This window comes from Streptomyces sp. NPDC006335 (assembly GCF_040612795.1).
In the GTDB taxonomy this organism is placed as follows: domain Bacteria; phylum Actinomycetota; class Actinomycetes; order Streptomycetales; family Streptomycetaceae; genus Streptomyces.
Genome location: NZ_JBEXQX010000004.1, coordinates 71,419 through 97,540 on the forward strand (window position 1 = coordinate 71,419; position 26,122 = coordinate 97,540).

Here is a 26,122-nt window from a genome sequence, read left to right on the forward strand (position 1 = left end):
AGGCTCACCGTGCAGATCGCCATCGTCCTCTATGACCGCTTCACCGCCCTGGACGCCGTAGGACCGTACGAGACCCTCGGTCGCCTCCCCGACGCGGAGACCGTGTTCGTCGCCGAGCGGGCCGGTCCCGTGCGCACCGACACCGGCAGGCTCGCCCTCACCGCCGACAGGACGCTCGCCGAGGTGCCGAGCCCCGACATCGTGCTCGTGCCGGGCGGCCCCGGACAGACCCCGCAGATGGAGAACACGGCGCTGCTCGACTGGCTGCGCGCCGCCGACGCCACCAGCACCTGGACCACGTCCGTCTGCACCGGGTCCCTGCTGCTCGCGGCCGCGGGCCTGCTCCGGGGCCGCCGCGCGACCTCCCACTGGCTGGCCCTGGACCTCCTGAAGGAGTTCGGCGCCGAACCGACCGGCGAGCGGGTCGTGTTCGACGGCAAGTACGTCACCGGCGCCGGAGTCTCCGCCGGCATCGACATGGGGCTCACGCTCCTCGGCCGGATCGCCGGCGACGAACACGCCCAGGCCGTACAGCTCGGCATCGAGTACGACCCGCGGCCGCCCTACGACGCCGGCTCGCCCGAGAAGGCGCCCGCGCATCTCGTCGACAAGCTCCGCTCCGGGAGCCGCTTCATCCTGACGTAGTCCAGGTGAAGCGCGGTGTCCTGCGCTCCAGGAAGGCGGCGACCCCCTCCGCGGTGTCGCCGCTGCCGCGCGCCTGTGCGGCCCAGTGGGCGTCCCGGTCGGTGCGGCCGTTCGCGAACTCCTTCGCCGCGGCCTGCGTGAGCTGCGAACGGGACGCCAGGATCCGGGTGAACTCCCCGACCCGCTTGGCGAGTTCACCCTCCGGCAGCACCTCGTCGACCAGGCCCGTGCGCAGCGCCCGCTCGGCGTCGATCAACTCACCGGAGAACAGCAGGTACTTGGCGGTGGCTGGACCGACCAGCGACACCAACCGCCGGGTGGAGGACGCCGGATACACGATCCCGAGCTTCGCAGGCGTCACCCCGAACAGCGACCCCTCCTGGGCGAACCGCAGATCGCAGGCCGCCGCGAGCTGCGACCCGCCGCCCACGCAGTGCCCCCGGATCGCCGCCAGCGTCGGCTTCGGGAACGCGGCGAGGGCCTCCTCGGCACGCACCGCGAGCCCCTGCGCCTCCTCGGACGACCCTCGCAAGGTCGAGATGTCGGCGCCCGCGCAGAACGTCCCACCCTCCCCGGTCAGCACGAGTACCCGGACACCGGGATCGGCGGCCAGCGCGTCCAGCAGCGGCGGCAGCGCCCGCCACATCGCGGCCGTCATGGCATTGCGCTTGGCCGGATGGTGGACCACGACGGTGGCGACCGCGTCGGTGACGGTGTGCAGAAGCTGCGGTTCCGGGTACTCCATGCGTCGGATGCTAGCCCCACGCCCCGACCGAACGATCAAGAAGGGGTCCGCAGTGCGAGGAGGCCCCGCATGGCAGTGAACAAGGCGGAGAACCCGGAGACGGCCAAGCTGAGCCGCGGGTTCGGCTGGCTGGCGGCGCTCGGTGTGATCCTGGTGATCGCCGGACTCGTCGGACTGGTCTACACCGGGGTGGCCACGCTCACCTCGATGATCCTGTTCGGCTGGCTGCTGCTGATCGGTGGTGTGGTCGGCCTGCTGCACGCGGTCCAGGCCCGGGGCTCCAACTTCTTCTGGCTCGGTGTCGTGGTCGCCGCCCTGAACATCGCGGCCGGTGTCGTCGTCATCGGGCGACCGGAGGCGGCGGCAGCGGCACTGACCATGTTCGCCGCGTTGCTCTTCCTGACCGGCGGGGTGTTCCGGCTGGTCGGCAGCCTGGTGGTGCGGGGACCGCAGTTCGGCTGGACGCTTGTGCAGGGCGCCTTCGGTCTGCTGCTGGGCATCCTGGTGCTGGCCTCCTGGCCGAGCAACAGCAAGTACGTGATCGGCTGCTTCTTCTCGCTCGGTCTGCTCTTCGACGGCCTAGGGCTCGTCGCCACCGGCTACGGCGGACGCAAGATCGTCGGAATGGTCACCGAACAGCACGAAGCGGCCGCCAAGCCGACACAACCCGAGTAGTTCCGCGCGGATCCGGTCAGAGGCGCTCGATATGCGCTGACTTCTGTTCAGGTATCCGGAGTGGGGCGAAGCGCTACCAACACTCGACCTGTGGTGACAATCGAGCGCAAGGGTGGCGACCGAAGAATGGACGACCATGGGCGCGGGTCCGGCCCCCGCCCGACGGGGAGCGGCGAAGACCCCCTTCAACCGCCTCCCCCCGACCCGGGTGAACCGGACCCGCTGCCGTACGAGGGGGTGTGGCGGTTCACCGCCCCCGCCGTCGACGCCTCGGTCCCGCAGGCGCGACACGCCGTGCGGGACCTGCTGTACCGCCAGGGAGTGCCCGTCTCGGACGACCTCGTCCAGGGCCTCCTGCTGATCGTGTCCGAACTCGTCACGAACGCCGTCCGGCACGCGGCCCTGCTCTCCCCGATGCTCGCCGTGGAGGTGGCCGTGGGCGCGGAGTGGGTGCGCGTGTCCGTGGAGGACAACCACCCCTACCGGCCGACCGCCCTGGAGGCCGCGCACAGCGAGACCGGGGGGCGGGGACTGCTGCTGGTGCGGGAGATCACCCTGGAGGCGGGCGGCGCCTGCGACGTCGAGCACACCTCCAGCGGTGGCAAGGTGATCTGGGCCGCCCTGCCGCTCAAGGCCCTGCGCGTGTCCTGAGCGCCCGGGGCCCTCACCAGCCGGCGGACGGGCCCGTCAGCTCCCTGACCGCGGGACGGGCCGCGTCCAGCACCGTCATGAACCAGGCGGAGAACGTGTCCTTCGCGTGCCGCTCCGCCAGCTCGGCCGGGGTCACGAAGGCGGTCGTGGCGACCTCCTCCGGGTCCGGGCCGAGCGGGGACTGCACCATGCCGACGAACAGGTGGTTGTACTCCTGCTCGACCAGGCCCGAGTCCGGGTCCGGGTGGTTGTAGCGGACCGTGCCCGCCTCGGCGAGCAGCGACGGGGAGACCCCCAGCTCCTCGTACGTGCGCCGGGCCGCCGCGGCGAAGGGCGCCTCGCCCGGGTAGGGGTGGCCGCAGCAGGTGTTGGACCACACACCGGGCGAGTGGTACTTGCCCAGCGCGCGCTGCTGGAGGAGCAGCCGGCCCCGCTCGTCGAAGAGGAACACCGAGAAGGCGCGGTGGAGCTGCCCCGGCGGCTGGTGGGCGGCGAGCTTCTCCGCGGTGCCGATCGTCACACCGTGCTCGTCGACCAGTTCCAGCAGGATCGCGTTCGCGGCGCCGTTCGACGGAGTGTGCGTCGTGGTGGCAGGTGTGGTCGGCATACCCATCCTTCACATCGGTCTTCGCGCCCCAAGTGTGCCGCACGGATCCGGCACTCCCGGCTGTTGATCGTGCCCGGCGCGGCGTGTGGGCAACCGCTCGGCGCGGGGCTGTGGGATGGAGGACGCGAAGGTGCGCCGGATCGCTGCATTCCGCCAGAACGGGCGTTTCATGCGCCGTACACCTGTCTCAGTGGCACAGATGCGCCTCGTGCTCCGCGTGCCCGCCCGGCTCCAGTTGGAAGGTGCAGTGCTCCACGTCGAAGTGGTCGCCGAGGCAGTTCTGGAGCTCGTGCAGCATCTTCTCGTGGCCGATGGCGCTGAGGACGTCGGTGCGCACGACCACGTGCGCGGAGAGCACCGGCATCCCCGAGGTGATCGTCCAGGCGTGCAGGTCGTGCACGTCCTCCACGCCGTCCAGGGCCAGGATGTGGGTCCGCACCTCCGTCATGTCGACGTCCTTGGGTGCCGCCTCCAGCAGGACGTCGAGGGTCTCGCGCAGCAGCTTGAAGGTGCGCGGCACGATCATCAGACCGATGACGAGCGAGGCGATCGGGTCGGCGGCCTGCCAACCCGTGGTCAGGATCACCGCCGCCGCGATCAGCACCGCGAGCGAGCCCAGCGCGTCCGCCGCGACCTCCAGGAAGGCCCCTCGCACGTTCAGGCTCTCCTTCTGACCGCGCATCAGCAGGGTCAGCGAGATCATGTTCGCCACCAGACCGATCGCACCGAACACGAGGGTCAGCCCGCCCTCGGTGTCGGCCGGCGTGACGAACCGCTGGATCGCCTCGTACAGGACGTAGCCGCCGACCCCGAGCAGCAGCAGACAGTTGGCGAGGGCGGCGAGGATCTCGGCCCGGGCGTAGCCGAAGGTGCGGTTGCCGGTCGCGGGGCGGTTCGCGAAGTGGATCGCGAGGAGAGCCATGCCGAGGCCCAGCGCGTCCGTCGCCATGTGCGCCGCGTCCGCGACCAGGGCGAGGGAGTCCGCGACGACTCCGCCGACGATCTCGACCACCATGACGGTGAGCGTGATCGACAGTGCCACCCGCAGTCTGCCGACGTACGCCGCGGTCGCCGTACCGCCGGCCGGCGCATGTGAGTGCGCGTGCCCGTGGTCGTGCCCTGCCCCCATGGAAGCCGCCTCCTACTGTTGACCCGGAACAGCCGAACGGCCCGCCCGGGATCACAGTCAACTACGGGCGGGGGGTATCGGGCAACGCGGCACTGAACACCGTTGTCATGTGCCCTGACCTGCGGAAACGAAGCGCAGGTCAGGGCAGGCCCCATGGTGGTTCAGCGGTGGTGCAGCTGCCATCCGCTCCAGGCGGACTCGATCATCTCGCGCACCCCTCGCCGCGCGCTCCAGCCCAGCGTCTCGGCGGCTCGGGCGGCCGAGGCCACCGACACCGGGGCGTCCCCGGGGCGCCGGGGCTCCACGACCGCGGGCCGTCTGTCTCCGGTCACCTCGCCGATCACCGTGACCATCTCGCGCACGGAGACGCCCTCGCCGCGACCGATGTTGACCGTCAGGTCACCGTGCTGTCCGCCTTCGGACAGCCGCCGGGCCGCAGCGAGATGCGCCTCGGCGAGGTCGGACACATGGATGTAGTCACGGACGCAGGTGCCGTCCGGTGTCGGATAGTCGTCGCCGAAGATGCGGGGGGCCTCGTCGCGGGTGAGCCGGTCGAAGACCATGGGCACGATGTTGAAGACACCGGTGTCCGCGAGCTCCGGCGCCGCGGCCCCGGCGACGTTGAAGTAGCGCAGGCAGACCGTGGAGATCCCGTGTGCCTGTCCGGCCGCCCGCACCAGCCACTCCCCGGCGAGCTTCGTCTCGCCGTAGGGGTTCACGGGCGCGCACGGTGTCTCCTCCGTGATGAGTTCCACAGCGGGGTTGCCGTAGACGGCCGCCGAGGAGGAGAAGAGGAAACGTTCGATCCCGGCCTCCGCGACCGCCTCCAGGAGGGTCGCGAGACCGCCGACGTTCTCCTGGTAGTAGCGGGTCGGCTGGGCCACCGACTCGGCGACCTGCTTGCGCGCCGCGAGATGCACCACACCCGTCACCGCGTGCTCGGCCAGCACCCGCTTGAGCAGGCCGCCGTCCAGCGAGGAGCCGCGGACCAGCGGCACGTCGGCGGGAAGCCGCGCGGGCACCCCCGCCGAGAGGTCGTCCAGGACGAGCACCCGTTCCCCGGCCCCCGTCATGGCCCGCGCCACATGCGCCCCTATGTACCCGGCACCGCCGGTGATCAGCCACGTCATGGTCGCCCACCCTATGCCGACGCCCCCGGACCCTCACGATGTCCCGGATGTCCGCTCTGCGGGGCACGGTTTGTGAGCGGGGCCCCGGATCACCGATGATGATCGCGGCAAAGGCCGGGGGAGACGCTGTTGATCGGTCCGTTAACGGGCGGTGAACGCCGCCTTCTTGGCATCCGATAGCCTCTGCCGACATGCCGCCCGCCTGGCCCGGCCAAGGGGCGCCCCCATCGTGCACATGACCGGCGCCCGCGCGTCGGCACCCAGGGAGTGAGTTCGGTTGTCGACCGCCATCCTCACCGGTCAGCCGGTCCCCGGATCGTCGATCGAGGGTGATCTGCGGTCCCTCGGCTTCGACGTGCGGGTCGCCGCGGACGCCGCCGACGCCGAGCGGCTGGTCGCCGAGGCCCCCTGCGACCAGCGCGTCGCCCTCGTCGACGCCCGGTTCGTCGGCCACGTGCACGCTCTGCGCCTGGGCCTCACCGACCCCCGCTTCCCCCTCGCCGCCGTGCCCGGCGCGGTCACCGCGCAGCCCGACGGCCGTGCGACCCTGACCCGCGCGCTGGCCCGCCAGAACTCCACGGGCGGCGGCACGGCGGTCGCTGTGGACAGCCTCCCGGACCGTCTCGTCGCCGCGCTGGTCGACGACGGCGCCGACGTGCACCGCCCCGAGCTCGGCAGCCTGGTCGCCGCCGTCCCCGCCGACCCCCAGGCCCGCAACGAGGCACGGCAGGCCGTCGCGGACGTGGACGACGAGGCCGTACGCCTGAAGTCCGCCGTGAAGTCCCGAGACGGCTTCTTCACCACCCACTTCATCAGCCCCTACTCCCGCTACATCGCCCGCTGGTGCGCCCGCCGCGGCCTGACCCCGAACCAGGTCACCACGGCGTCCCTGATCACCGCGCTCATCGCGGCGGCCTGCGCGGCCACCGGCACCCGGGGCGGCTTCGTGGCCGCGGGCGTCCTCCTCATCGCGTCCTTCGTCCTGGACTGCACCGACGGCCAGCTCGCCCGCTACTCCCTCCAGTACTCCACCCTCGGCGCCTGGCTCGACGCCACCTTCGACCGGGCCAAGGAGTACGCCTACTACGCCGGCCTCGCCCTCGGCGCGGCCCGCGGCGGCGATGACGTCTGGGCTCTCGCCCTCGGCGCGATGGTCCTCCAGACCTGCCGGCACGTCGTCGACTTCTCCTTCAACGAGGCCAACCACGACGCGACCGCCAACACCAGCCCCACGGCGGCCCTCTCGGACAAGCTCGACAGCGTCGGCTGGACGGTGTGGGTGCGGCGGATGATCGTCCTGCCCATCGGCGAGCGCTGGGCGATGATCGCGGTGCTCACGGCCGTCACCACCCCGCGGATCACCTTCTACGTCCTTCTCGTCGGGTGCGCCTTCGCCGCGACGTACACCACGGCGGGCCGGGTGCTGCGGTCGCTGACCCGCAAGGCACAGCGCACCGACCGGGCCGCGCAGGCGCTGGCGGACCTCGCGGACGACGGACCGCTGGCCGGGCTGCTGGCGCGTGTCTCGCTGGCCCCTCTCGGGGGACCCCGGGTGGTTGTGGCGCTGGCGGGCACCGTAATCCTGACCGGCACCCTCTTCTCCGGGGACACCTGGGCGCCCGTCGGCGGTGCCTTCGTCTACGCGATCGCCGCCGGTCAGGCCCTGTACCGCCCCCTCAAGGGCGCCCTCGACTGGCTCGTCCCGCCGCTCTTCCGCGCCGCCGAATACTGCACGGTTCTCGTCCTCGCGGCCGAAGCGGACGTGCACGGAGCGCTTCCCGCGGCTTTCGGCCTGGTGGCGGCCGTCGCCTACCATCACTACGACACGGTGTACCGCATCCGCGGCAACGCCGGAGCGCCCCCGGCCTGGCTGGTGCGCGCCGTCGGGGGACACGAGGGACGGACGCTGCTCGTCACCGTCCTGGCCGCCGCGCTCACCGCCTCGCAGTTCACGGTCGCGCTCACGGCCCTGGCCGTGGCCGTTGCCCTGGTGGTCGTCGTCGAGAGCATCCGCTTCTGGGTGTCCGCTGGGGCGCCCGCCGTACACGACGAAGGAGAAACCGCATGATCGGCCTCGTGCTGGCGGCCGGCGCCGGACGCCGACTGCGCCCCTACACCGACAGCCTCCCCAAGGCGCTGGTGCCGGTGGGCCCCGCGGGCATAGAGGGCGAACCCACGGTTCTCGACCTCACCCTCGGCAACTTCGCCGAGATCGGCCTGACCGAGGTCGCGGTCATCGTCGGCTACCGCAAGGAAGCCGTGTACGAGCGCAAGGCCGCCCTGGAGGCGAAGTACGGCCTCAAGCTCACCCTCATCGACAACGACAAGGCCGAGGAGTGGAACAACGCCTACTCCCTGTGGTGCGGCCGTGACGCCCTCAAGGACGGCGTGATCCTCGCCAACGGCGACACCGTGCACCCGGTCTCCGTCGAGAAGACGCTGATCGCCGCCCGCGGCGAGGGCAAGCGGATCATCCTCGCCCTGGACACGGTGAAGAACCTCGCCGACGAGGAGATGAAGGTCGTCGTCGACCCCGAGCGGGGCATGACGAAGATCACCAAGCTGATGGACCCGGCCGAGGCCACCGGCGAGTACATCGGCGTCACCCTCATCGAGGGCGACGCCGCCCCCGAACTGGCCGACGCGCTGAAGACGGTCTGGGAGACCGACCCGCAGCAGTTCTACGAGCACGGCTACCAGGAGCTGGTGAACCGCGGCTTCCGCATCGACGTCGCGCCGATCGGCGACGTCCCGTGGGTGGAGATCGACAACCACGACGACCTCGCCCGTGGACGGGAGATCGCGTGCCGGTACTGACAAGGCTGATCCCCTCACCGGTCGTCGTGGACATCCGCCCGGGTGCCCTCGAGGACCTGGCGTGCGTGCTCGCCGACGAGCGGATCTCCCACTCCGGCAAGCTGGCCGTCGCGGTCAGCGGCGGCTCGGGCGCGCGACTGCGCGAACGCCTTGAGCCGTCCCTGCCCGGGGCCACCTGGTACGAGGTCGGCGGCGGCACCCTCGACGACGCGATCCGGCTGGCCGGGGAGATGAAGGCCGGCCACTACGACGCGGTCGTCGGACTCGGCGGCGGCAAGATCATCGACTGCGCCAAGTTCGCCGCGGCACGCGTCGGCCTGCCCCTGGTCGCCGTACCGACGAACCTCGCGCACGACGGCCTGTGCTCACCCGTCGCCACCCTCGACAACGACGCGGGCCGCGGCTCCTACGGCGTGCCCAACCCGATAGCGGCCGTCATCGACCTGGACGTCATCCGCGAGGCCCCGGTGCGCTTCGTGCGCGCGGGCATCGGCGACGCGATCTCCAACATCAACGCGATCGCCGACTGGGAGCTCGCGAACCGCGTCAAGGGCGAGAAGATCGACGGACTCGCCGCCGCCATGGCCCGCCAGGCCGGCGAGGCCGTGCTCCGGCACCCGGGCGGGGTCGGCGACAACGACTTCCTCCAGGTGCTCGCCGAGGCCCTGGTCCTCACCGGCGTCGCGATGTCGATCTCCGGCGACTCACGGCCCGCGTCCGGCTCATGCCACGAGATCAACCACGCGTTCGACCTGCTCTACCCCAAGCGCGCCGCCGCCCACGGCGAACAGTGCGGCCTGGGCGCGGCCTTCGCGATGTACCTGCGCGGAGCCCATGAGGAAGCGGCCTACATGGCCGAGGTGCTGCGCCGGCACGGACTTCCGGTACTGCCGGAGGAGATCGGCTTCACGCCCGCGGAGTTCGTGCGCGCTGTGGAGTTCGCCCCGCAGACGCGCCCCGGCCGCTACACCATCCTCGAACACCTCGACCTCAAGACCGACCAGATCAAGGACATCTACGCCGACTATGTCAAGGCCATCGGTAGCTGAACTCCGTCCGGTCGTCCACCCCGCAGGGGTCAAGGACCGGCGCAGCGGTGAGCACTGGATGGGACGCCTCTACATGCGTGAGGTGTCCCTGCGGGTGGACCGCTACCTGGTGAACACCAAGGTCACGCCCAACCAGCTCACGTACCTGATGACCGTCTTCGGTGTCCTCGCGGCCCCGGCCCTCCTGGTGCCGGGGATCCCGGGCGCCGTGCTCGGCGTGGTGTGCGTCCAGATGTACCTGCTGCTCGACTGCGTCGACGGCGAGATCGCGCGCTGGAAGAAGCAGTACTCCCTCAACGGCGTCTACCTGGACCGGGTCGGCGCGTACCTGACCGACGCGGCCGTGCTCGTCGGCTTCGGCCTGCGCGCCGCCGACCTGTTCGGCAGCGGCCGTATCGACTGGCTGTGGGCCTTCCTCGGCACCCTCGCCGCCCTCGGCGCGATCCTCATCAAGGCCGAGACGGACCTGGTGGGCGTCGCCCGGCACCAGGCAGGCAAGCCGCCCGTGCAGGAGGCCGCCGCCGAGATGCGCTCCTCCGGCATGGCACTGGCCCGCAAGGCCGCCTCCCTGCTCAAGTTCCACCGGCTGATCCTCGGCATCGAGGCGTCCCTGCTGATCCTGGTCCTGGCGGTCGCCGACCAGATGCGCGACGACCTGTTCTTCTCGCGGCTCGGGGTCGCGGTGCTGGCCAGCATCGCGCTGCTCCAGACCCTGCTGCACCTCGTGTCGATCCTCGCCTCCAGCAGGCTGAAGTGAGCACCGGCATGAAGGTCGGCGCGGTGATCATCACCATGGGCAACCGGCCCGAGGAGCTGCGTGCCCTGCTCGACTCGGTCGCCAAGCAGGACGGCGACCCGGTCGAGGTGGTCGTCGTCGGCAACGGCTCGCCCGTCCCGGACGTCCCCGACGGCGTCCGGACCATCGAACTGCCCGAGAACCTCGGCATCCCGGGCGGCCGCAACGTCGGCATCGAGGCCTTCGGCCCCAGCGGTCGAGACGTCGACATCTTGCTCTTCCTCGACGACGACGGCCTCCTCCCGAACCACGACACCGCCGAACTGTGCCGCCAGGCCTTCGCCGCCGACCCGAAGCTCGGCATCGTCAGCTTCCGCATCGCCGACCCCGACACCGGCGTCACCCAGCGCCGGCACGTCCCCCGGCTGCGGGCCGCCGACCCGATGCGCTCGTCCCGGGTCACCACCTTCCTCGGCGGCGCCAACGCCGTACGCACCCAGGTCTTCGCCGAAGTCGGCGGCCTCCCGGACGAATTCTTCTACGCCCACGAGGAAACCGACCTGGCATGGCGGGCCCTCGACGCGGGCTGGATGATCGACTACCGGTCCGACATGGTGCTGTACCACCCCACGACCGCGCCCTCGCGGCACGCGGTCTACCACCGCATGGTCGCCCGCAACCGCGTCTGGCTCGCCCGCCGCAACCTGCCCGCGCTCCTCGTCCCGGTCTACCTCGGCGTCTGGATGCTGCTCACCCTCGTGCGCCGCCCCTCACGGCCCGCCCTGAAGGCGTGGTTCGGCGGCTTCCGGGAAGGCTGGAGCACGCCGTGCGGTCCGCGCAGGCCGATGAAGTGGCGTACCGTCTGGCGCCTGACCCGACTGGGCCGGCCCCCGGTCATCTGACAAGCTCGTTCCTGAGAGCGGCCGGGCCGCACCACGGCCCACGCTCGTGCCCTGCCCCCACAGGCCGCGCATCCCGAGGCATCCCGAAGAGGAAAGCTATCCATCAGTGAGTGAGACAACGCACGACGGCACGGTCGCGGTGAGCGCGCCCGCGTCGCCCGACGAGGGCCTCACGGCGGCACAGCTCGCCGGCCGGTACGGCCTGACCGTGAGCGGTGCCCGGCCCTCGCTCCTCGACTACGTCCGCCGGCTCTGGGACCGGCGCCACTTCATCCTCGCGTTCTCGCGGGCGAAGCTGACCGCCCAGTACAGCCAGGCCAAGCTCGGTCAGCTCTGGCAGGTCGCGACGCCACTGCTGAACGCGGGCGTGTACTTCATCATCTTCGGCGTCATCCTGAACGCCAGCCGGGGCATGTCGAAGGACGTGTACATCCCGTTCCTGGTCACGGGTGTCTTCGTGTTCACCTTCACGCAGAGCTCCGTCATGGCGGGCGTACGCGCCATCTCCGGCAACCTCGGCCTGGTCCGCGCGCTGCACTTCCCGCGGGCGTCCCTGCCGATCTCCTTCGCGCTCCAGCAGCTCCAGCAGCTGCTGTTCTCGATGGTCGTGCTGTTCGCCGTGGCGGTCGGCTTCGGCCACTACCCGGACCTGTCCTGGGCACTGATCGTGCCGGTGCTGATCCTCCAGTTCCTCTTCAACACCGGCCTGGCGCTGATCATGGCCCGCGCGGGTGCCAAGACGCCCGACCTGGCGCAGCTCATGCCGTTCGTGATGCGTACCTGGATGTACGCGTCCGGCGTGATGTTCTCGATCCCGATCATGCTGGCGGACAAGCCGCAGTGGGTCGCCACGGTCCTCCAGTGGAACCCGGCGGCCATCTACATGGACCTCATGCGCTTCGCCCTGATCGACGAGTACGGCGCTGAGAACCTGCCCGACCATGTCTGGGCGGCCGCGGGCGGCTGGGCCGCGCTCTTCGCGCTCGGCGGTTTCGTGTACTTCTGGAAGGCGGAGGAAAGGTACGGCCGTGGCTGAGGACACCAGGGACGAGCACATCCCCACGGTCATCGCGGACGAGCTGCACATCGTCTACCGCGTCAACGGCGCCAAGACCGGCAAGGGCAGCGCGACCGCCGCGCTGAGCCGCATCCTCAAGCGCGGGGAGGAGCGGGGCGTGCGCAAGGTGCACGCCGTCAAGGGCGTCTCCTTCGTCGCCTACAAGGGGGAGGCGGTCGGCCTGATCGGCTCCAACGGCTCCGGCAAGTCGACCCTGCTGCGCGCCATCGCCGGTCTGCTGCCCGCCGAGAGCGGCCGCGTCTACACCCACGGCCAGCCCTCCCTGCTCGGCGTCAACGCGGCCCTGATGAACGACCTGACCGGCGAGCGCAACGTCATCCTGGGCGGCCTCGCCATGGGCATGTCCCGGGAGCAGATCAAGGAGCGCTACCAGGAGATCGTCGATTTCTCCGGGATCAACGAGAAGGGTGACTTCATCACCCTTCCGATGCGCACGTATTCCTCCGGTATGGCGGCCCGATTGCGCTTCTCCATCGCCGCCGCCAAGGACCACGACGTCCTCATGATCGACGAGGCCCTGGCCACCGGTGACCGCAAGTTCCAGAAGCGCTCCGAGGAACGCATCCGGGAACTGCGCAAGGAGGCCGGCACGGTGTTCCTCGTCAGTCACAACAACAAGTCGATCCGTGACACCTGCAACCGCGTCCTGTGGCTGGAGCGCGGCGAGCTGCGCATGGACGGCCCGACCGACGAGGTCATCAAGGAGTACGAGAAGTTCACGGGCAAGTAGTCCACCCCGCCCCGGACGAACAACACCGCTCCGCTCGACCGGGCCCCGCCGGAACTGTTCCGGCGGGGCCACACGTCTGCAAAGGAAGCGTCAACTTCGGCGCCCCTTAGGAATCTTGGGGCCAATCGGTGTGTTGTTGTGATGTGCAGGACACCCCGACGATCCTTGCCGCGTTGTACAACGTAAGCTGTACCGGTGCCCAATCGCGGCAAGTGGGGCGATAATGCGCGACACCCGATCGCAGGGAAACCGCGCGGACGGCTGGGCGGCGTGTCCGAAATAGTGTGTATTGGGTCGGCGGTGTAGAACGGGAGATGTGACGGCGATGGCTACGGAAACTCCCCAGCTCAACGCAGCACGTGCCGTCCCCGCCCCGGGCAGGCAGCGATGACGGAGACCGGCACGACGCGCCCCGGCACAACGGAGCGCGGAACGCTCGACAAGGCCGCGGCGGAGAACTTCCCCGTGGCTCCCTTCTTCCTGCCCAAGGACTGGCGCACCGACCTCATGGCGGTCTACGGCTTCGCGCGCCTCGTCGACGACATCGGCGACGGCGATCTCGCCCCCGGCGGCGCCGACGCCCGGCTGCTCGGCGTGGAGCCCGAGGAGGCCGAGGACCGGCTGGTCCTGCTGGACGCCTTCGAGGCCGACCTGCACCGCGTCTTCTCCGGAGAGCCCCGCCACCCGCTGCTCCGCCGGCTTCAGCCCACGGTCCGCCGCCGCTCCCTCACCCCCGAGCCCTTCCTCGGCCTGATCGCCGCCAACCGCCAGGACCAGCTCGTCACGCGCTACGAGACCTACGACGACCTGCTCGCCTACTGCGAGCTGTCCGCCAACCCCGTCGGCCGTCTCGTGCTCGCCGTCACCGGCACCTCGACCCCCGAGCGGAACCGTCTCTCGGACGCGATCTGCACGGCCCTCCAGATCGTCGAACACCTCCAGGACGTCGCCGAGGACCTCGGCAGCGACCGGATCTATCTGCCCGCCGAGGACATGAAGCGCTTTCACGTCCAGGAGGCGGATCTCGCCACGAAAACCGCGGGCGCATCGGTGCGCGCTCTGGTTGCATACGAGGCACAACGCGCCCGCGAACTCCTGAATGAAGGCGCCCCCCTGGTGGGTAGCGTCCACGGCAGACTGAAGCTGCTGCTCGCAGGGTTCGTGGCGGGGGGAAGGGCGGCGCTCCGCGCGATCTCCGCCGCCGAACACGACGTACTTCCCGGCCCGCCCAAGCCCGGCAAGCTCCAGTTGCTGCGCGAGGTGGGCGTCACTCTGCGAGGAGAGGGGTGATCCGGACGGTGGAGGCACCACCACACGCGTCCGCACCGGTACTCGCCGCCTACAGCTACTGCGAGGCCGTGACCGGACAGCAGGCCCGTAACTTCGCGTACGGCATCAGGCTGCTGCCGACGTCCAAGCGGCGTGCGATGTCGGCGCTCTACGCGTTCTCGCGGCGCGTCGACGACATCGGCGACGGAGCGCTGGCGGCCGACGTCAAGGCCGCGAGACTCGAGGACACCCGGGCGATGCTGACCCGGGTGCGGGAGGGCTCGGTCGACGAGGACGACACCGATCCGGTGGCCGTCGCCCTCGCCCACGCGGCCGAGACCTTCCCGATTCCGCTGGGCGGCCTGGACGAGCTGATCGACGGCGTCCTGATGGACGTACGCGGCGAGACCTACGAGACCTGGGACGACCTCAAGGTGTACTGCCGCTGTGTGGCGGGTGCCATCGGGCGGCTGTCGCTCGGCGTCTTCGGCACCGAACCTGGGGCGCGCGCCGCCGAACGCGCGCCGGAGTATGCCGACACGCTTGGTCTGGCGCTCCAGCTCACCAACATCCTCAGGGACATCCGTGAGGACGCCGAGGGCGGGCGCGTCTATCTGCCCGCCGACGACCTCGCGAAGTTCGGCTGCTCCGCCGGCTTCAAGGGGCCGAAGCCACCGGAGGGCGCCGACTTCGCGGGCCTCGTGCACTTCGAAGTGCGACGGGCCCGCGCCCTTTTCGCCGAGGGCTACCGGCTGCTCCCCATGCTCGACCGGCGCAGCGGAGCCTGTGTCGCCGCCATGGCCGGCATCTACCGCCGCCTGCTCGACCGCATCGAACGCGACCCCGAGGCGGTGCTGCGCGGCCGGGTCTCGCTGCCCGGGCGGGAGAAGGCGTACGTCGCCGTCCGCGGCCTGTCCGGCCTGGACACCCGGCATGTGACGCGGCGGGCCGTCAGGAGGCGCGCCTGATGGATGGGGTGGACAATTCGGTCCAAGGTGATGCCGCCGGAGGAAAACGGCACGCAACCCTCCGCTCGAAGACGGCGTCCCTGACTGCGACGGCCGGCCGTGCACCGTTCGAGCACCACGGCGTCCGGGCAGGGGAGGGTGTGCGATGACCGACGGACAGCGGTCCGGACGGGACGCCGTCGTGATCGGCGGCGGGCTCGCCGGGATCACCGCCGCGCTCGCGCTCGCCGACGCCGGGGTGCGCGTCACCCTGCTCGAAGGCAGGCCGCGCCTGGGCGGGCTCGCCTTCTCCTTCCAGCGCGGCGAACTGACCGTCGACAACGGACAGCACGTCTACCTGCGCTGCTGCACCGCCTACCGCTGGTTCCTCGACCGTATCGAGGGCGCGGCGCTGGCGCCGTTGCAGGATCGTCTCGACGTGCCCGTACTCGACCTGGCCCGGCCGGAGGGCCGACGGCTCGGCAGACTGCGGCGCGACGCGCTGCCGGTCCCCCTGCATCTGGGGCGCAGCCTCGCGACCTACCCGCATCTCTCGCTCGCCGAGCGGGCCGCCGTAGGACGTGCCGCGCTCGCGCTCAAGGGACTCGACCTCGCCGATCCGAGCCTGGACGCACAGGACTTCGGCAGCTGGCTGACCGCGCACGGTCAGTCGGCGCGTGCCGTGGAGGCCCTGTGGGACCTGGTCGGGGTCGCCACCCTCAACGCGGTCGCGGGCGACGCCTCGCTGGGGCTCGCCGCGATGGTGTTCAAGACCGGTCTGCTGTCCGACCCGGGCGCGGCCGACATCGGCTGGGCGCACGTCCCGCTGGGTGAACTGCACGACCGGCTGGCCCGCAAGGCGCTCGACTCCGCGGGCGTGCGTACCGAGGTCCGTACACGCGTCACCTCCATCTCCACTGACGAGAACGGCACTTGGAACGTTCAGGTTCCCGGGGAGACGCTCCGGGCCGACGCGGTCGTGCTCGCCGTGGCCCAGGGCGAGGCGGCTGACCTGCTGCCGGAGGGTGCGCTGGACGCCCCCGAAAATCTTCGGGAGATCGGCACCGCGCCGATCCTCAACGTCCATGTGGTCTACGACCGCAAGGTGCTCGACAAACCCTTCTTCGCGGCCCTCGGCACCCCGGTCCAGTGGGTCTTCGACCGCACCGACGCCTCCGGGCTGCGCGAGGGCCAGTACCTCGCCCTGTCCCAGTCGGCCGCGCACGACGAGATCGACGAGCCCGTGGCCGAGCTGCGCCGGCGCTATCTGCCCGAGCTGGAGCGGCTGCTGCCGCCGGCCCGCGGCGCCGAGGTGAAGGACTTCTTCGTGACCCGGGAGCGCACGGCGACGTTCGCTCCGGCCCCCGGCGTCGGACGGCTGCGGCCCGGCGCCCGTACGAAAGCCCCCGGCCTCTACCTGGCCGGCGCGTGGACCGCCACAGGGTGGCCCGCGACCATGGAGAGTGCGGTCCGCAGCGGTGTGAGTGCGGCGGACGCCGCCCTCGCCGCCCTGGGCCGGCCCCGCCCCGCCCGTCTCTTCGAGTTCGAGGAGGCCGCGTGATGCTCGACCAGCACGGCGTATCCGGCCCCAGCACCTCCGGTACCGCAACAAGAGGAGAGACTGTGCCCACTGTGCCCCCGGCCGAGACGGCCGCTGCGAGGTCCGCGGTGGACGTGACCGCGCTCCTGGAGCGCGGCCGGACCCTGGCCACTCCGGTGCTGAAGGCGGCCGTCGACCGCCTCGCATCCCCGATGGACACCGTTTCCGCCTATCACTTCGGCTGGATCGACGCCGAGGGCAACCCCGCGGACGGGGACGGCGGCAAGGCCGTGCGGCCCGCCCTCGCCGTCCTGTCGGCCGAGGTCACCGGCGCCGCGCCCGAGACCGGCATCCCCGGCGCGGTCGCCGTCGAACTGGTCCACAACTTCTCCCTGCTGCACGACGACCTGATGGACGGCGACGAGCAGCGCCGCCACCGCGACACCGTGTGGAAGGTGCACGGCCCCGCCCAGGCCATCCTGGTCGGGGACGCCCTGTTCGCCCTCGCCAACGAGGTGTTGCTGGAGCTCGGCACCGTCGAGGCCGGGCGCGCGACCCGTCGGCTGACCACCGCCACCCGCGCCCTGATCGACGGCCAGGCGCAGGACATCTCCTACGAGCACCGCGACCGCGTCAGCGTCGAGGAGTGCCTGGAGATGGAGGGCAACAAGACCGGCGCCCTGCTGGCCTGTGCCTCCTCCATCGGCGCCGTGCTCGGCGGCGCGGACGACCGCACCGCCGACACCCTGGAGAAGTACGGCTACCACCTGGGCCTCGCCTTCCAGGCGGTCGACGACCTCCTCGGCATCTGGGGCGACCCGGTCTCCACCGGCAAGCAGACCTGGAGCGACCTGCGCCAGCGCAAGAAGTCCCTGCCCGTCGTGGCCGCGCTCGCGGCGGGCGGTGCCGCCTCCGAGCAGCTCGGCGAGATCCTCGCCGCCGACGCCAAGAGCAGCGACTTCGAGAACTTCTCCGAGGAGGAGTTCGCGGCCCGCGCCGCCCTCATCGAGGAGGCCGGCGGCCGCGAGTGGACCGCCGGAGAGGCCCGCCGTCAGCACACCATCGCCATCGAGGCCCTGAACGCCGTCGACATGCCCGACCGGGTGCGGGACCAGTTCACGGCGCTCGCCGACTTCGTCGTCGTACGGAAGAGATGATCACTATCGGTCGAATAGCCCTCGCGTAGTCGCCGGCCGGTGCTGCGAGGAAAGGAAAGGCACCGGCCGACGGCGGACCCACAGCAGAGCACCACATTGCACACTGCACGAAGGGGAAGCCATGACAGCGACGACCGACGGAAGCACCGGGGCCCTGCCGCCCCGCGCTGCCGCGGCCAGCGAAACCCACCTCGAGACCCCCGTGGCGGCCGGGATACAAGAAGCCGCCGTGCGTGCCGTCCAGCGCGCCACCGACCACCTGCTCGCCCGGCAGGACGCCGAGGGCTGGTGGAAGGGCGACCTCGAGACCAACGTCACGATGGACGCCGAGGACCTGCTGCTGCGCCAGTTCCTCGGCATCCGCGACGAGTCGACCACCCGCGCCGCCGCCAAGTTCATCCGCGGCGAGCAGCGCGAGGACGGCACCTGGGCCAGCTTCTACGGCGGGCCAGGCGAACTCTCCACCACCGTCGAGGCGTACGTCGCCCTCCGCCTGGACGGCGACGCGCCGGACGCCCCGCACATGGCGAAGGCCTCCGCCTGGATCCGTGCCCAGGGCGGTATCGCCGCCGCCCGGGTCTTCACCCGGATCTGGCTCGCCCTGTTCGGCTGGTGGAAGTGGGAGGACCTGCCCGAACTCCCGCCGGAGCTCATCTACTTCCCCAAGTGGGTCCCGCTCAACATCTACGACTTCGGCTGCTGGGCGCGCCAGACCATCGTCCCGCTGACGATCGTCTCCGCGAAGCGTCCGGTACGCCCCGCGCCCTTCCCGCTGGACGAGCTGCACGCCGACCCGGCCGACCCGAACCCGGCCAAGCCCCTGGCTCCGGTGGCGAGTTGGGACGGCGCCTTCCAGCGGCTCGACAAGGCCCTGCACCAGTTGCGCAAGGTCGCCCCGCGCAGACTGCGCAGAGCCGCCATGAACAGCGCGGCCCGCTGGATCATCGAGCGGCAGGAGAACGACGGCTGCTGGGGCGGCATCCAGCCCCCGGCCGTGTACTCCGTGATCGCCCTGCACCTGCTCGGCTACGACCTCCAGCACCCGGTCATGCGGGCCGGCCTGGAGTCGTTGGACCGGTTCGCCATCTGGCGCGAGGACGGGTCCCGGATGATCGAGGCCTGCCAGTCACCGGTGTGGGACACCTGCCTCGCCACCATCGCGCTCGCCGACGCGGGCGTGCCCGCCGACCATCCGCAGCTCGTCAAGGCCGCGGACTGGATGCTCGGCGAGGAGATCGTGCGGCCCGGCGACTGGGCGGTCAAGCGACCCCAACTGCCGCCGGGCGGCTGGGCGTTCGAGTTCCACAACGACAACTACCCCGACATCGACGACACCGCCGAGGTCGTCCTCGCGCTGCGCCGGGTCCGGCACCACGACCCCGAGCGGGTGGAGAAGGCCATCGGGCGCGGGGTGCGCTGGAACCTCGGGATGCAGTCGAAGAACGGCGCCTGGGCCGCGTTCGACGTCGACAACACCAGCCCGTTCCCCAACCGGCTGCCGTTCTGCGACTTCGGCGAGGTCATCGACCCGCCGTCCGCCGACGTCACCGCCCACGTGGTGGAGATGCTCGCCTTCGAGGGGCTCTCCCACGATCCGCGCACCCGGCGCGGCATCGAGTGGCTGCTCGCCGAACAGGAGCCGGACGGCTCGTGGTTCGGCCGCTGGGGCGTCAACTACATCTACGGCACAGGGTCGGTGGTGCCCGCGCTGACGGCCGCCGGTCTGCCCGCCTCGCACCCGGCGATCCGGCGCGCGGTGGCCTGGCTGGAGAAGGTCCAGAACGACGACGGCGGCTGGGGCGAGGACCTGCGCTCCTACAAGTACGTCAAGGAGTGGAGCGGCCGCGGCGCCTCCACCGCCTCCCAGACGGCCTGGGCGCTGATGGCGTTGCTGGCCGCGGGGGAGAAGGACTCCAAGGCGGTCGAGCGCGGCGTCGAGTGGCTCGCGAGCACCCAGCGCGAGGACGGCTCCTGGGACGAGCCCTACTTCACCGGCACCGGCTTCCCCTGGGACTTCTCCATCAACTACCACCTCTACCGGCAGGTCTTCCCGCTCACCGCCCTGGGCCGTTACGTCCACGGAGAACCGTCCTCCAGGACCGAGGCCGTCTGATGAGCACCCAGCCCGCCACCGCCCCGCTGCTGATCGCCTGCGCCCTCGGCATCGAGCACCTCGCCCTGCGCACCGGCGAGCGGGGCGGGGCCGGCGGGCCGGTCACCCTGCTCAGGACGGGCATGGGCCCCAGGGCGGCGGAACGGTCCGTCACCGGGCGCCTGGCCGACCCCGCCCTCGCCGGGGCCGCCGTACTGGCCACCGGGTTCTGCGCGGGACTCGCCCCCGGGATGCACCCCGGCGACCTGGTCGTCGCCGAGGAGACCCGGGATCCGGACGGAACCGTTCCGTGCGCGGAGACCGACCTGCTCGTCAAGGAGCTGGTACGGGCCGTGCCGGGACGTACCGTGCACACCGGACCCCTCACCGGCTCCGATCACGTCGTCCGCGGTCACGAGCGGTCGGAGCTGCTCGCGACCGGCGCGATCGCGGTCGACATGGAGTCCGCGGCCACGCTCCTGAGCGCCGTGCGCACGGGCGAGCGCCCCGTTGCGGCCGTCCGGGTGGTCGTGGACGCTCCCCAACATGAACTCGTCCGGATCGGCACGGTACGCGGTGGAATATCAGCCTTCCGCGTTCTTCGTTCCGTCCTTCCCGCTTTCTATGAATGGCACCGTTCCTTGCTGCTCCCCAGGAGGTGAGCCAGATGGCCATGCCGCTGCGTCAGTCCATCAAGGTCGCTACATACTTGGCCGAACAGAAGCTCCGCAAGCGGGACAAGTTCCCGCTGATCGTGGAGCTGGAGCCCCTCTTCGCGTGCAATCTCAAATGCGAAGGCTGCGGCAAGATCCAGCATCCGGCGGGCGTTCTCAAGCAGCGCATGCCGGTGGCCCAGGCCGTCGGGGCGGTGTTGGAGTCCGGTGCGCCCATGGTGTCCATCGCCGGCGGTGAGCCGCTGATGCACCCCCAGATCGACGAGATCGTGCGGCAGTTGGTGGCGAAGAAGAAGTACGTCTTCCTCTGCACCAACGCCATGCTGCTGCGCAAGAAGATGGACAAGTTCACGCCCTCGCCCTATTTCGCCTTCGCCGTGCACATCGACGGGCTGCGGGAGCGGCACGACGAGTCCGTCGCCAAGGAGGGCGTGTTCGACGAGGCGGTGGAGGCGATCAAGGAGGCCAAGCGGCGCGGCTTCCGGGTCACCACCAACTCGACCTTCTTCAACACGGACACCCCGCAGACCATCATCGAGGTGCTCAACTTCCTCAACGACGACCTCAAGGTCGACGAGATGATGATCTCGCCCGCCTACGCCTACGAGAAGGCGCCCGACCAGGAGCACTTCCTGGGCGTGGAGCAGACCCGCGAGCTGTTCAAGAAGGCCTTCGCGGGCGGCAACCGGCGCAAGTGGCGGCTCAACCACTCCCCGCTCTTCCTGGACTTCCTGGAGGGCAAGGTCGACTTCCCGTGCACGGCCTGGGCGATCCCGAACTACTCCCTGTTCGGCTGGCAGCGCCCCTGCTACCTGATGAGCGACGGGTACGTGCCGACGTACCGCGAACTCATCGAGGAGACCGACTGGGACAAGTACGGCCGCGGCAAGGACCCGCGCTGCGCCAACTGCATGGCGCACTGCGGCTACGAGCCCACCGCCGTCCTCGCCACCATGGGCTCGCTGAAGGAGTCCCTGCGGGCCATGCGCGAGACCGTCAACGGAAACCGCGAGTAGCGCCATGACCGCCATTCCTCTGGGCGTCCCCGAGGTACCGGTCCGGCCGATCGCCGAGCGGCGCGTGTCGCGGCAGATCATGGTCGGGCCGGTGGCGGTCGGGGGCGGGGCCCCGGTGTCGGTGCAGTCGATGACGACGACCCGTACGTCCGACATCGGCGCCACCCTCCAGCAGATCGCCGAACTCACCGCGTCCGGCTGCCAGATCGTCCGCGTCGCCTGTCCCACCCAGGACGACGCGGACGCCCTCGCGACGATCGCGCGCAAGTCGCAGATCCCGGTGATCGCGGACATCCACTTCCAGCCCAAGTACGTGTTCGCGGCGATCGAGGCCGGCTGTGCGGCCGTACGCGTCAATCCCGGCAACATCAAGCAGTTCGATGACAAGGTGAAGGAGATCGCGCGGGCCGCGAAGGACCACGGCACGCCGATCCGGATCGGGGTCAACGCCGGGTCGCTGGACAGGCGGCTGCTCCAGAAGTACGGGAAGGCGACTCCGGAGGCGCTGGTCGAATCGGCCCTGTGGGAAGCGTCGTTGTTCGAGGAGCACGGCTTCCGGGACATCAAGATCTCCGTCAAGCACAACGACCCCGTGGTGATGGTGGGCGCCTACACGCTGCTCGCCGAGCAGTGCGACTACCCCTTGCACCTCGGGGTGACGGAGGCCGGGCCCGCCTTCCAGGGGACGATCAAGTCGGCGGTGGCCTTCGGGGCTCTGCTGTCGAGGGGGATCGGCGACACCATCCGGGTGTCCCTGTCCGCGCCGCCCGCCGAGGAGGTCAAGGTCGGCATCCAGATCCTGGAGTCGCTCGGGCTCAGGCAGCGGCGCCTGGAGATCGTCTCGTGTCCGTCCTGCGGGCGGGCGCAGGTGGACGTCTACAAGCTGGCCGACGAGGTCACCGCGGGTCTGGAGGGCATGGAAGTGCCCTTGCGGGTCGCGGTGATGGGGTGTGTGGTCAACGGTCCCGGCGAGGCGCGGGAGGCGGACCTGGGGGTCGCCTCCGGCAACGGCAAGGGGCAGATCTTCGTGAAGGGCGAGGTCGTCAAGACCGTCCCGGAGTCGAAGATCGTGGAGACCCTCATCGAGGAGGCGATGAAGATCGCCGAACAGATGGAGCAGGACGGCGTCGCGTCGGGGGAGCCGGCCGTCACCGTGAGCTGAACAGCACGGACCGAAGGGGGCCCGACCGTGACCATTCTGGAGAACATCCGGGGACCACGCGACCTGAAGGCGCTGTCCGAGTCGGAAATCGGTGAACTCGCCGAAGAGATCAGGGAGTTCCTGGTGCACGCCGTGGCCAGGACCGGCGGACACCTCGGGCCCAACCTGGGGGTGGTGGAACTCTCCATCGCGCTCCACCGGGTCTTCGAGTCGCCGGTCGACCGCATCGTGTGGGACACCGGCCATCAGAGCTATGTGCACAAGATCCTGACGGGACGTCAGGACTTCTCCAAGCTGCGCTCCAAGGGCGGCCTGTCCGGCTATCCCTCGCGCGCGGAGTCCGAGCACGACATCGTCGAGAACAGCCACGCCTCCACCGCCCTCGGCTGGGCCGACGGGCTCGCCAAGGCCCGGCAGGTGCAGGGGGAGCAGGGACATGTCGTCGCGGTCATCGGCGACGGGGCGCTCACCGGCGGGATGGCCTGGGAGGCGCTCAACAACATCGCGGCCGCCAAGGACCGCCCGCTGATCATCGTCGTCAACGACAACGAGCGGTCGTACTCGCCGACCATCGGCGGTCTCGCCAACCACCTGGCCACCCTGCGCACGACCGACGGCTACGAGAAGGTGCTGGCCTGGGGGAAGGACGTACTCCTGAGGACCCCCGTGGTCGGCAGCACCATCTACGAGTCCCTGCACGGTGCGAAGAAGGGCTTCAAGGACGCGTTCGCGCCGCAGGGCATGTTCGAGGACCTCGGGCTGAAGTACGTCGGCCCGATCGACGGACACGACATCGGTGCCGTCGAGTCGGCGCTGCGGCGGGCGAAGCGCTTCCACGGGCCGGTGCTGGTCCACTGCCTCACCGAGAAGGGGCGCGGCTACGAGCCCGCCCTCGCCCACGAAGAGGACCACTTCCACACCGTCGGCGTGATGGACCCCCTGACCTGCGAGCCGCTCGCCCCGTCCAACGGGCCTTCCTGGACCTCGGTGTTCGGCGACGAGATGGCGGCGATCGGGGAGGAGCGGGAGGACGTCGTGGCGATCACGGCGGCCATGCTGCATCCCGTCGGGCTGGGCAAGTTCGCGGCGCGCTTCCCGGACCGGGTGTGGGACGTCGGCATCGCCGAGCAGCACGCGGCGGTCTCGGCGGCGGGTCTCGCGACGGGCGGGCTGCACCCCGTCGTCGCCGTGTACGCCACCTTCCTGAACCGGGCCTTCGACCAGCTCCTGATGGACGTCGCCCTGCACCGGTGCGGGGTCACGTTCGTCCTCGACCGGGCCGGGGTCACCGGAGTCGACGGGGCCTCCCACAACGGCATGTGGGACATGTCGATCCTCCAGGTCGTGCCCGGACTGAGGATCGCCGCGCCCCGGGACGCCGACCAGCTCCGGGCCCAGCTGCGGGAGGCGGTCGCCGTGGACGACGCGCCGACCCTGGTGCGGTTCCCGAAGGAGTCGGTGGGTCCGGCGGTGCCGGCGATCGACCGGGTGGGCGGCCTGGACGTCCTGCACCGGTCCCCGAGTGCGCCGGAGGTCCTCCTGGTCGCCGTCGGCGTGATGGCCCCGGTCTGCCTCCAGGCCGCCGAGCTGCTGGAGGCACGGGGCATCAACTGCACGGTGGTGGACCCCCGTTGGGTCAAGCCAGTCGATCCCGCGCTGCCGGGCCTCGCGGCGGAACACCGGCTGGTGGCCGTCGTCGAGGACAACAGCCGGGCCGCCGGAGTGGGCGCCGCGGTGGAGCTGGCCCTCGGTGACGCCGAAGTTGACGTGCCCGTACGGCGGTTCGGGATCCCGGAGCAGTTCCTCGCGCACGCCAAGCGGGGCGAGGTGCTCGCCGACATCGGTCTGACGCCGGTCGAGGTGGCGGGACGGATCAGCGCGAGCCTGGCCGTGAAGGCGGCCGCGCAGGAGCAGGTCGAAGTCAAGGAGACAGCACAATGACCACCGAGTTCGACCTCGGCAGACTCCTGGCCGAGCGCGGGGCCGAGCGCTACGAGCTGCATGGCAGGTACCTGAACCACCAGCTCCCGCGCATGCTGCACACCATCGGCTTCGACAAGGTCTACGAGCGCGGCGAGGGCGCCTACTTCTGGGACGAGGACGGCAACGACTACCTCGACATGCTCGCCGGGTTCGGAGTGATGGGCCTGGGGCGCCACCACCCGGTCGTCCGCAAGGCACTGCACGACGTCCTCGACGCCTCCCTCGCCGACCTCACCCGCTTCGACTGCCAGCCGCTGCCCGGGCTCCTGGCGGAGAAGCTGCTCACCCACAGCCCGCACCTGGACCGGGTGTTCTTCGGCAACAGCGGCACCGAGGCAGTGGAGACCGCGCTGAAGTTCGCCCGGTTCGCCACCGGCAGGCCCCGCGTCCTGTACTGCGACCACGCCTTCCACGGGCTGACCACGGGCTCGTTGTCGGTCAACGGCGAGTCCGCCTTCCGGGACGGATTCGCGCCCCTGCTGCCCGACACGGCCGTGCCCCTCGGCGATCTCGACGCCCTGGCCCGGGAGTTGAAGAAGGGCGACGTCGCCGCCCTGGTCGTCGAACCGATCCAGGGCAAGGGGGTGCACGAGGCGCCACCCGGGTACCTGCGGTCCGCGCAGGAGCTGCTGCGCAGGCACAAGGCGCTGCTCATCGCCGACGAGGTGCAGACCGGGCTCGGCCGGACCGGGGACTTCTACGCCTACCAGCACGAGGACGGGGTCGAGCCCGACCTGGTGTGCGTCGCCAAGGCGCTCTCCGGCGGCTATGTCCCGGTCGGCGCCACCCTCGGGAAGGACTGGATCTTCAAGAAGGTCTACTCGTCGATGGACCGGGTGCTGGTGCACTCGGCGAGCTTCGGATCCAACGCCCAGGCGATGGCGGCCGGGCTCGCCGTCCTCTCGGTCATCGAGAACGAGCAGATCGTCGCGAACGCCCGCGCCACCGGCGATCTGCTGAGGTCCCGGCTCGCGGAACTGATCGACAAGTACGAGCTGCTCGCCGACGTGCGAGGCCGGGGCCTGATGATCGGCATCGAGTTCGGCAGGCCGAAGTCGCTGAAGCTGCGCAGCCGCTGGACCATGCTCCAGGCCGCGCGCAAGGGCCTGTTCGCGCAGATGGTCGTCGTACCACTGCTCCAGCGGCACCGGATCCTCACCCAGGTCTCCGGTGACCACCTGGAGGTCATCAAGCTGATCCCCCCGCTCGTCGTCGGGGAGAAGGAAGTGGACCGGTTCGTCGACGCCTTCACGGACGTCATGGACGACGCGCACAGCGGCGGCGGGCTGATGTGGGACTTCGGCAAGACGCTGGTGAAGCAGGCGGTGGCCAACCGGTAACGGCCCACCGCAAGGCTTTTGCCTCTGAGGCAAGAAATTTGCCGCAGA

The 26,122-nt window shown here is 70.6% G+C and carries 25 protein-coding genes; 21 read left to right on the top strand and 4 right to left on the bottom strand.

The features are described 5' to 3' along the window. Nucleotides 1–9 precede the first annotated feature (9 nt). The gene (locus ABZ098_RS14135) at nucleotides 10–645 is read left to right on the top strand and encodes a DJ-1/PfpI family protein (protein ID WP_356590656.1); all 636 of its coding nucleotides are present in this window, start codon (nucleotides 10–12) and stop codon (nucleotides 643–645) included. On the opposite strand, the gene ABZ098_RS14140 is transcribed toward ABZ098_RS14135, so the two are convergent. Then, nucleotides 632–1,390, bottom strand: coding sequence for an enoyl-CoA hydratase-related protein (locus tag ABZ098_RS14140; protein ID WP_356590658.1), 759 nt, complete (start codon nucleotides 1,388–1,390; stop codon nucleotides 632–634). The two genes, ABZ098_RS14135 and ABZ098_RS14140, sit on opposite strands and share 14 nt — an antisense overlap. Nucleotides 1,391–1,459: 69 nt before the next feature. Here ABZ098_RS14140 and ABZ098_RS14145 point away from each other — a divergent pair, with 69 nt between their 5' ends. Next, entirely contained in the window at nucleotides 1,460–2,065 is a 606-nt protein-coding gene (locus ABZ098_RS14145) for a DUF308 domain-containing protein (protein ID WP_356590660.1), read from the top strand. 126 nt (nucleotides 2,066–2,191) lie between these two features. Next, complete coding sequence (locus ABZ098_RS14150) at nucleotides 2,192–2,716, top strand: ATP-binding protein (protein ID WP_356591404.1); 525 nt, start codon at nucleotides 2,192–2,194, stop codon at nucleotides 2,714–2,716. Nucleotides 2,717–2,729: 13 nt separating this feature from the next. Here the strand turns inward: ABZ098_RS14150 and idi are convergent, their stop codons facing one another. The 3 genes from idi to galE form a co-directional block, all read right to left on the bottom strand. After that, nucleotides 2,730–3,323, bottom strand: a complete 594-nt coding sequence (idi, locus tag ABZ098_RS14155) for an isopentenyl-diphosphate Delta-isomerase (RefSeq protein ID WP_031036715.1) — start codon at nucleotides 3,321–3,323, stop codon at nucleotides 2,730–2,732. A gap of 187 nt (nucleotides 3,324–3,510) precedes the next feature. After that, the gene (locus tag ABZ098_RS14160) at nucleotides 3,511–4,452 is read right to left on the bottom strand and encodes a cation diffusion facilitator family transporter (RefSeq protein WP_356590662.1); all 942 of its coding nucleotides are present in this window, start codon (nucleotides 4,450–4,452) and stop codon (nucleotides 3,511–3,513) included. 161 nt (nucleotides 4,453–4,613) lie between these two features. Next, the gene (galE, locus tag ABZ098_RS14165; protein ID WP_356590664.1) at nucleotides 4,614–5,582 is read right to left on the bottom strand and encodes a UDP-glucose 4-epimerase GalE; all 969 of its coding nucleotides are present in this window, start codon (nucleotides 5,580–5,582) and stop codon (nucleotides 4,614–4,616) included. A gap of 277 nt (nucleotides 5,583–5,859) precedes the next feature. Between galE and ABZ098_RS14170 the strand changes: the two genes are divergently transcribed. The 18 genes from ABZ098_RS14170 (at nucleotide 5,860) to ABZ098_RS14255 (ending at nucleotide 26,074) form a co-directional block, all read left to right on the top strand. Further along, the gene (locus ABZ098_RS14170) at nucleotides 5,860–7,650 is read left to right on the top strand and encodes a DUF5941 domain-containing protein (RefSeq protein ID WP_356590666.1); all 1,791 of its coding nucleotides are present in this window, start codon (nucleotides 5,860–5,862) and stop codon (nucleotides 7,648–7,650) included. Further along, entirely contained in the window at nucleotides 7,647–8,399 is a 753-nt protein-coding gene (locus tag ABZ098_RS14175; RefSeq protein ID WP_356590668.1) for a phosphocholine cytidylyltransferase family protein, read from the top strand. Before ABZ098_RS14170 ends, ABZ098_RS14175 begins: the two co-directional genes overlap by 4 nt. Further along, the gene (locus tag ABZ098_RS14180) at nucleotides 8,387–9,448 is read left to right on the top strand and encodes an iron-containing alcohol dehydrogenase family protein (protein WP_356590670.1); all 1,062 of its coding nucleotides are present in this window, start codon (nucleotides 8,387–8,389) and stop codon (nucleotides 9,446–9,448) included. Before ABZ098_RS14175 ends, ABZ098_RS14180 begins: the two co-directional genes overlap by 13 nt. Continuing rightward, nucleotides 9,426–10,205: a CDP-alcohol phosphatidyltransferase family protein gene (locus ABZ098_RS14185; protein WP_356590671.1), complete on the top strand. Its 780-nt coding sequence runs from the start codon at nucleotides 9,426–9,428 to the stop codon at nucleotides 10,203–10,205. The genes ABZ098_RS14180 and ABZ098_RS14185 overlap by 23 nt, the downstream gene beginning before the upstream one ends. A gap of 8 nt (nucleotides 10,206–10,213) precedes the next feature. Continuing rightward, entirely contained in the window at nucleotides 10,214–11,086 is an 873-nt protein-coding gene (locus ABZ098_RS14190; protein ID WP_356591406.1) for a glycosyltransferase, read from the top strand. A 106-nt stretch (nucleotides 11,087–11,192) separates the two neighbouring features. Beyond that, nucleotides 11,193–12,122 carry an ABC transporter permease gene (locus ABZ098_RS14195; RefSeq protein ID WP_356590673.1) on the top strand — a complete coding sequence of 310 codons (930 nt, stop codon included), beginning with the start codon at nucleotides 11,193–11,195 and terminating at the stop codon, nucleotides 12,120–12,122. Then, complete coding sequence (locus tag ABZ098_RS14200; RefSeq protein ID WP_356590675.1) at nucleotides 12,115–12,894, top strand: ABC transporter ATP-binding protein; 780 nt, start codon at nucleotides 12,115–12,117, stop codon at nucleotides 12,892–12,894. Before ABZ098_RS14195 ends, ABZ098_RS14200 begins: the two co-directional genes overlap by 8 nt. Nucleotides 12,895–13,281: 387 nt before the next feature. Further along, complete coding sequence (gene hpnC, locus ABZ098_RS14205; protein WP_356590677.1) at nucleotides 13,282–14,184, top strand: squalene synthase HpnC; 903 nt, start codon at nucleotides 13,282–13,284, stop codon at nucleotides 14,182–14,184. Beyond that, entirely contained in the window at nucleotides 14,181–15,131 is a 951-nt protein-coding gene (hpnD, locus tag ABZ098_RS14210) for a presqualene diphosphate synthase HpnD (protein WP_356590679.1), read from the top strand. Before hpnC ends, hpnD begins: the two co-directional genes overlap by 4 nt. Continuing rightward, a complete protein-coding gene (locus tag ABZ098_RS14215) occupies nucleotides 15,131–15,280 on the top strand; it encodes a DUF6380 family protein (protein ID WP_356590681.1) in 150 nt (49 codons plus the stop codon). The genes hpnD and ABZ098_RS14215 overlap by 1 nt, the downstream gene beginning before the upstream one ends. Continuing rightward, nucleotides 15,277–16,671, top strand: coding sequence for a hydroxysqualene dehydroxylase HpnE (gene hpnE, locus ABZ098_RS14220; protein WP_356590683.1), 1,395 nt, complete (start codon nucleotides 15,277–15,279; stop codon nucleotides 16,669–16,671). Before ABZ098_RS14215 ends, hpnE begins: the two co-directional genes overlap by 4 nt. 71 nt (nucleotides 16,672–16,742) lie before the next feature. Continuing rightward, complete coding sequence (locus ABZ098_RS14225) at nucleotides 16,743–17,807, top strand: polyprenyl synthetase family protein (RefSeq protein ID WP_356591408.1); 1,065 nt, start codon at nucleotides 16,743–16,745, stop codon at nucleotides 17,805–17,807. A 121-nt stretch (nucleotides 17,808–17,928) separates the two neighbouring features. Continuing rightward, nucleotides 17,929–19,920 carry a squalene--hopene cyclase gene (gene shc / locus ABZ098_RS14230; RefSeq protein WP_356590685.1) on the top strand — a complete coding sequence of 664 codons (1,992 nt, stop codon included), beginning with the start codon at nucleotides 17,929–17,931 and terminating at the stop codon, nucleotides 19,918–19,920. Then, nucleotides 19,920–20,561 (top strand): 1-hydroxy-2-methyl-2-butenyl 4-diphosphate reductase, encoded by a 642-nt coding sequence (locus ABZ098_RS14235; protein ID WP_356590687.1) that lies wholly within the window; start codon nucleotides 19,920–19,922, stop codon nucleotides 20,559–20,561. The genes shc and ABZ098_RS14235 overlap by 1 nt, the downstream gene beginning before the upstream one ends. Before the next feature lie 5 nt (nucleotides 20,562–20,566). Then, nucleotides 20,567–21,589: an adenosyl-hopene transferase HpnH gene (hpnH, locus tag ABZ098_RS14240; protein WP_356590689.1), complete on the top strand. Its 1,023-nt coding sequence runs from the start codon at nucleotides 20,567–20,569 to the stop codon at nucleotides 21,587–21,589. A 4-nt stretch (nucleotides 21,590–21,593) separates the two neighbouring features. Next, nucleotides 21,594–22,751 (top strand): flavodoxin-dependent (E)-4-hydroxy-3-methylbut-2-enyl-diphosphate synthase, encoded by a 1,158-nt coding sequence (gene ispG, locus ABZ098_RS14245; RefSeq protein ID WP_356590691.1) that lies wholly within the window; start codon nucleotides 21,594–21,596, stop codon nucleotides 22,749–22,751. A 27-nt stretch (nucleotides 22,752–22,778) separates the two neighbouring features. Then, complete coding sequence (gene dxs / locus ABZ098_RS14250) at nucleotides 22,779–24,692, top strand: 1-deoxy-D-xylulose-5-phosphate synthase (RefSeq protein WP_356590693.1); 1,914 nt, start codon at nucleotides 22,779–22,781, stop codon at nucleotides 24,690–24,692. Continuing rightward, nucleotides 24,689–26,074 carry an aspartate aminotransferase family protein gene (locus ABZ098_RS14255; RefSeq protein WP_356590695.1) on the top strand — a complete coding sequence of 462 codons (1,386 nt, stop codon included), beginning with the start codon at nucleotides 24,689–24,691 and terminating at the stop codon, nucleotides 26,072–26,074. The genes dxs and ABZ098_RS14255 overlap by 4 nt, the downstream gene beginning before the upstream one ends. Nucleotides 26,075–26,122 lie beyond the last annotated feature (48 nt).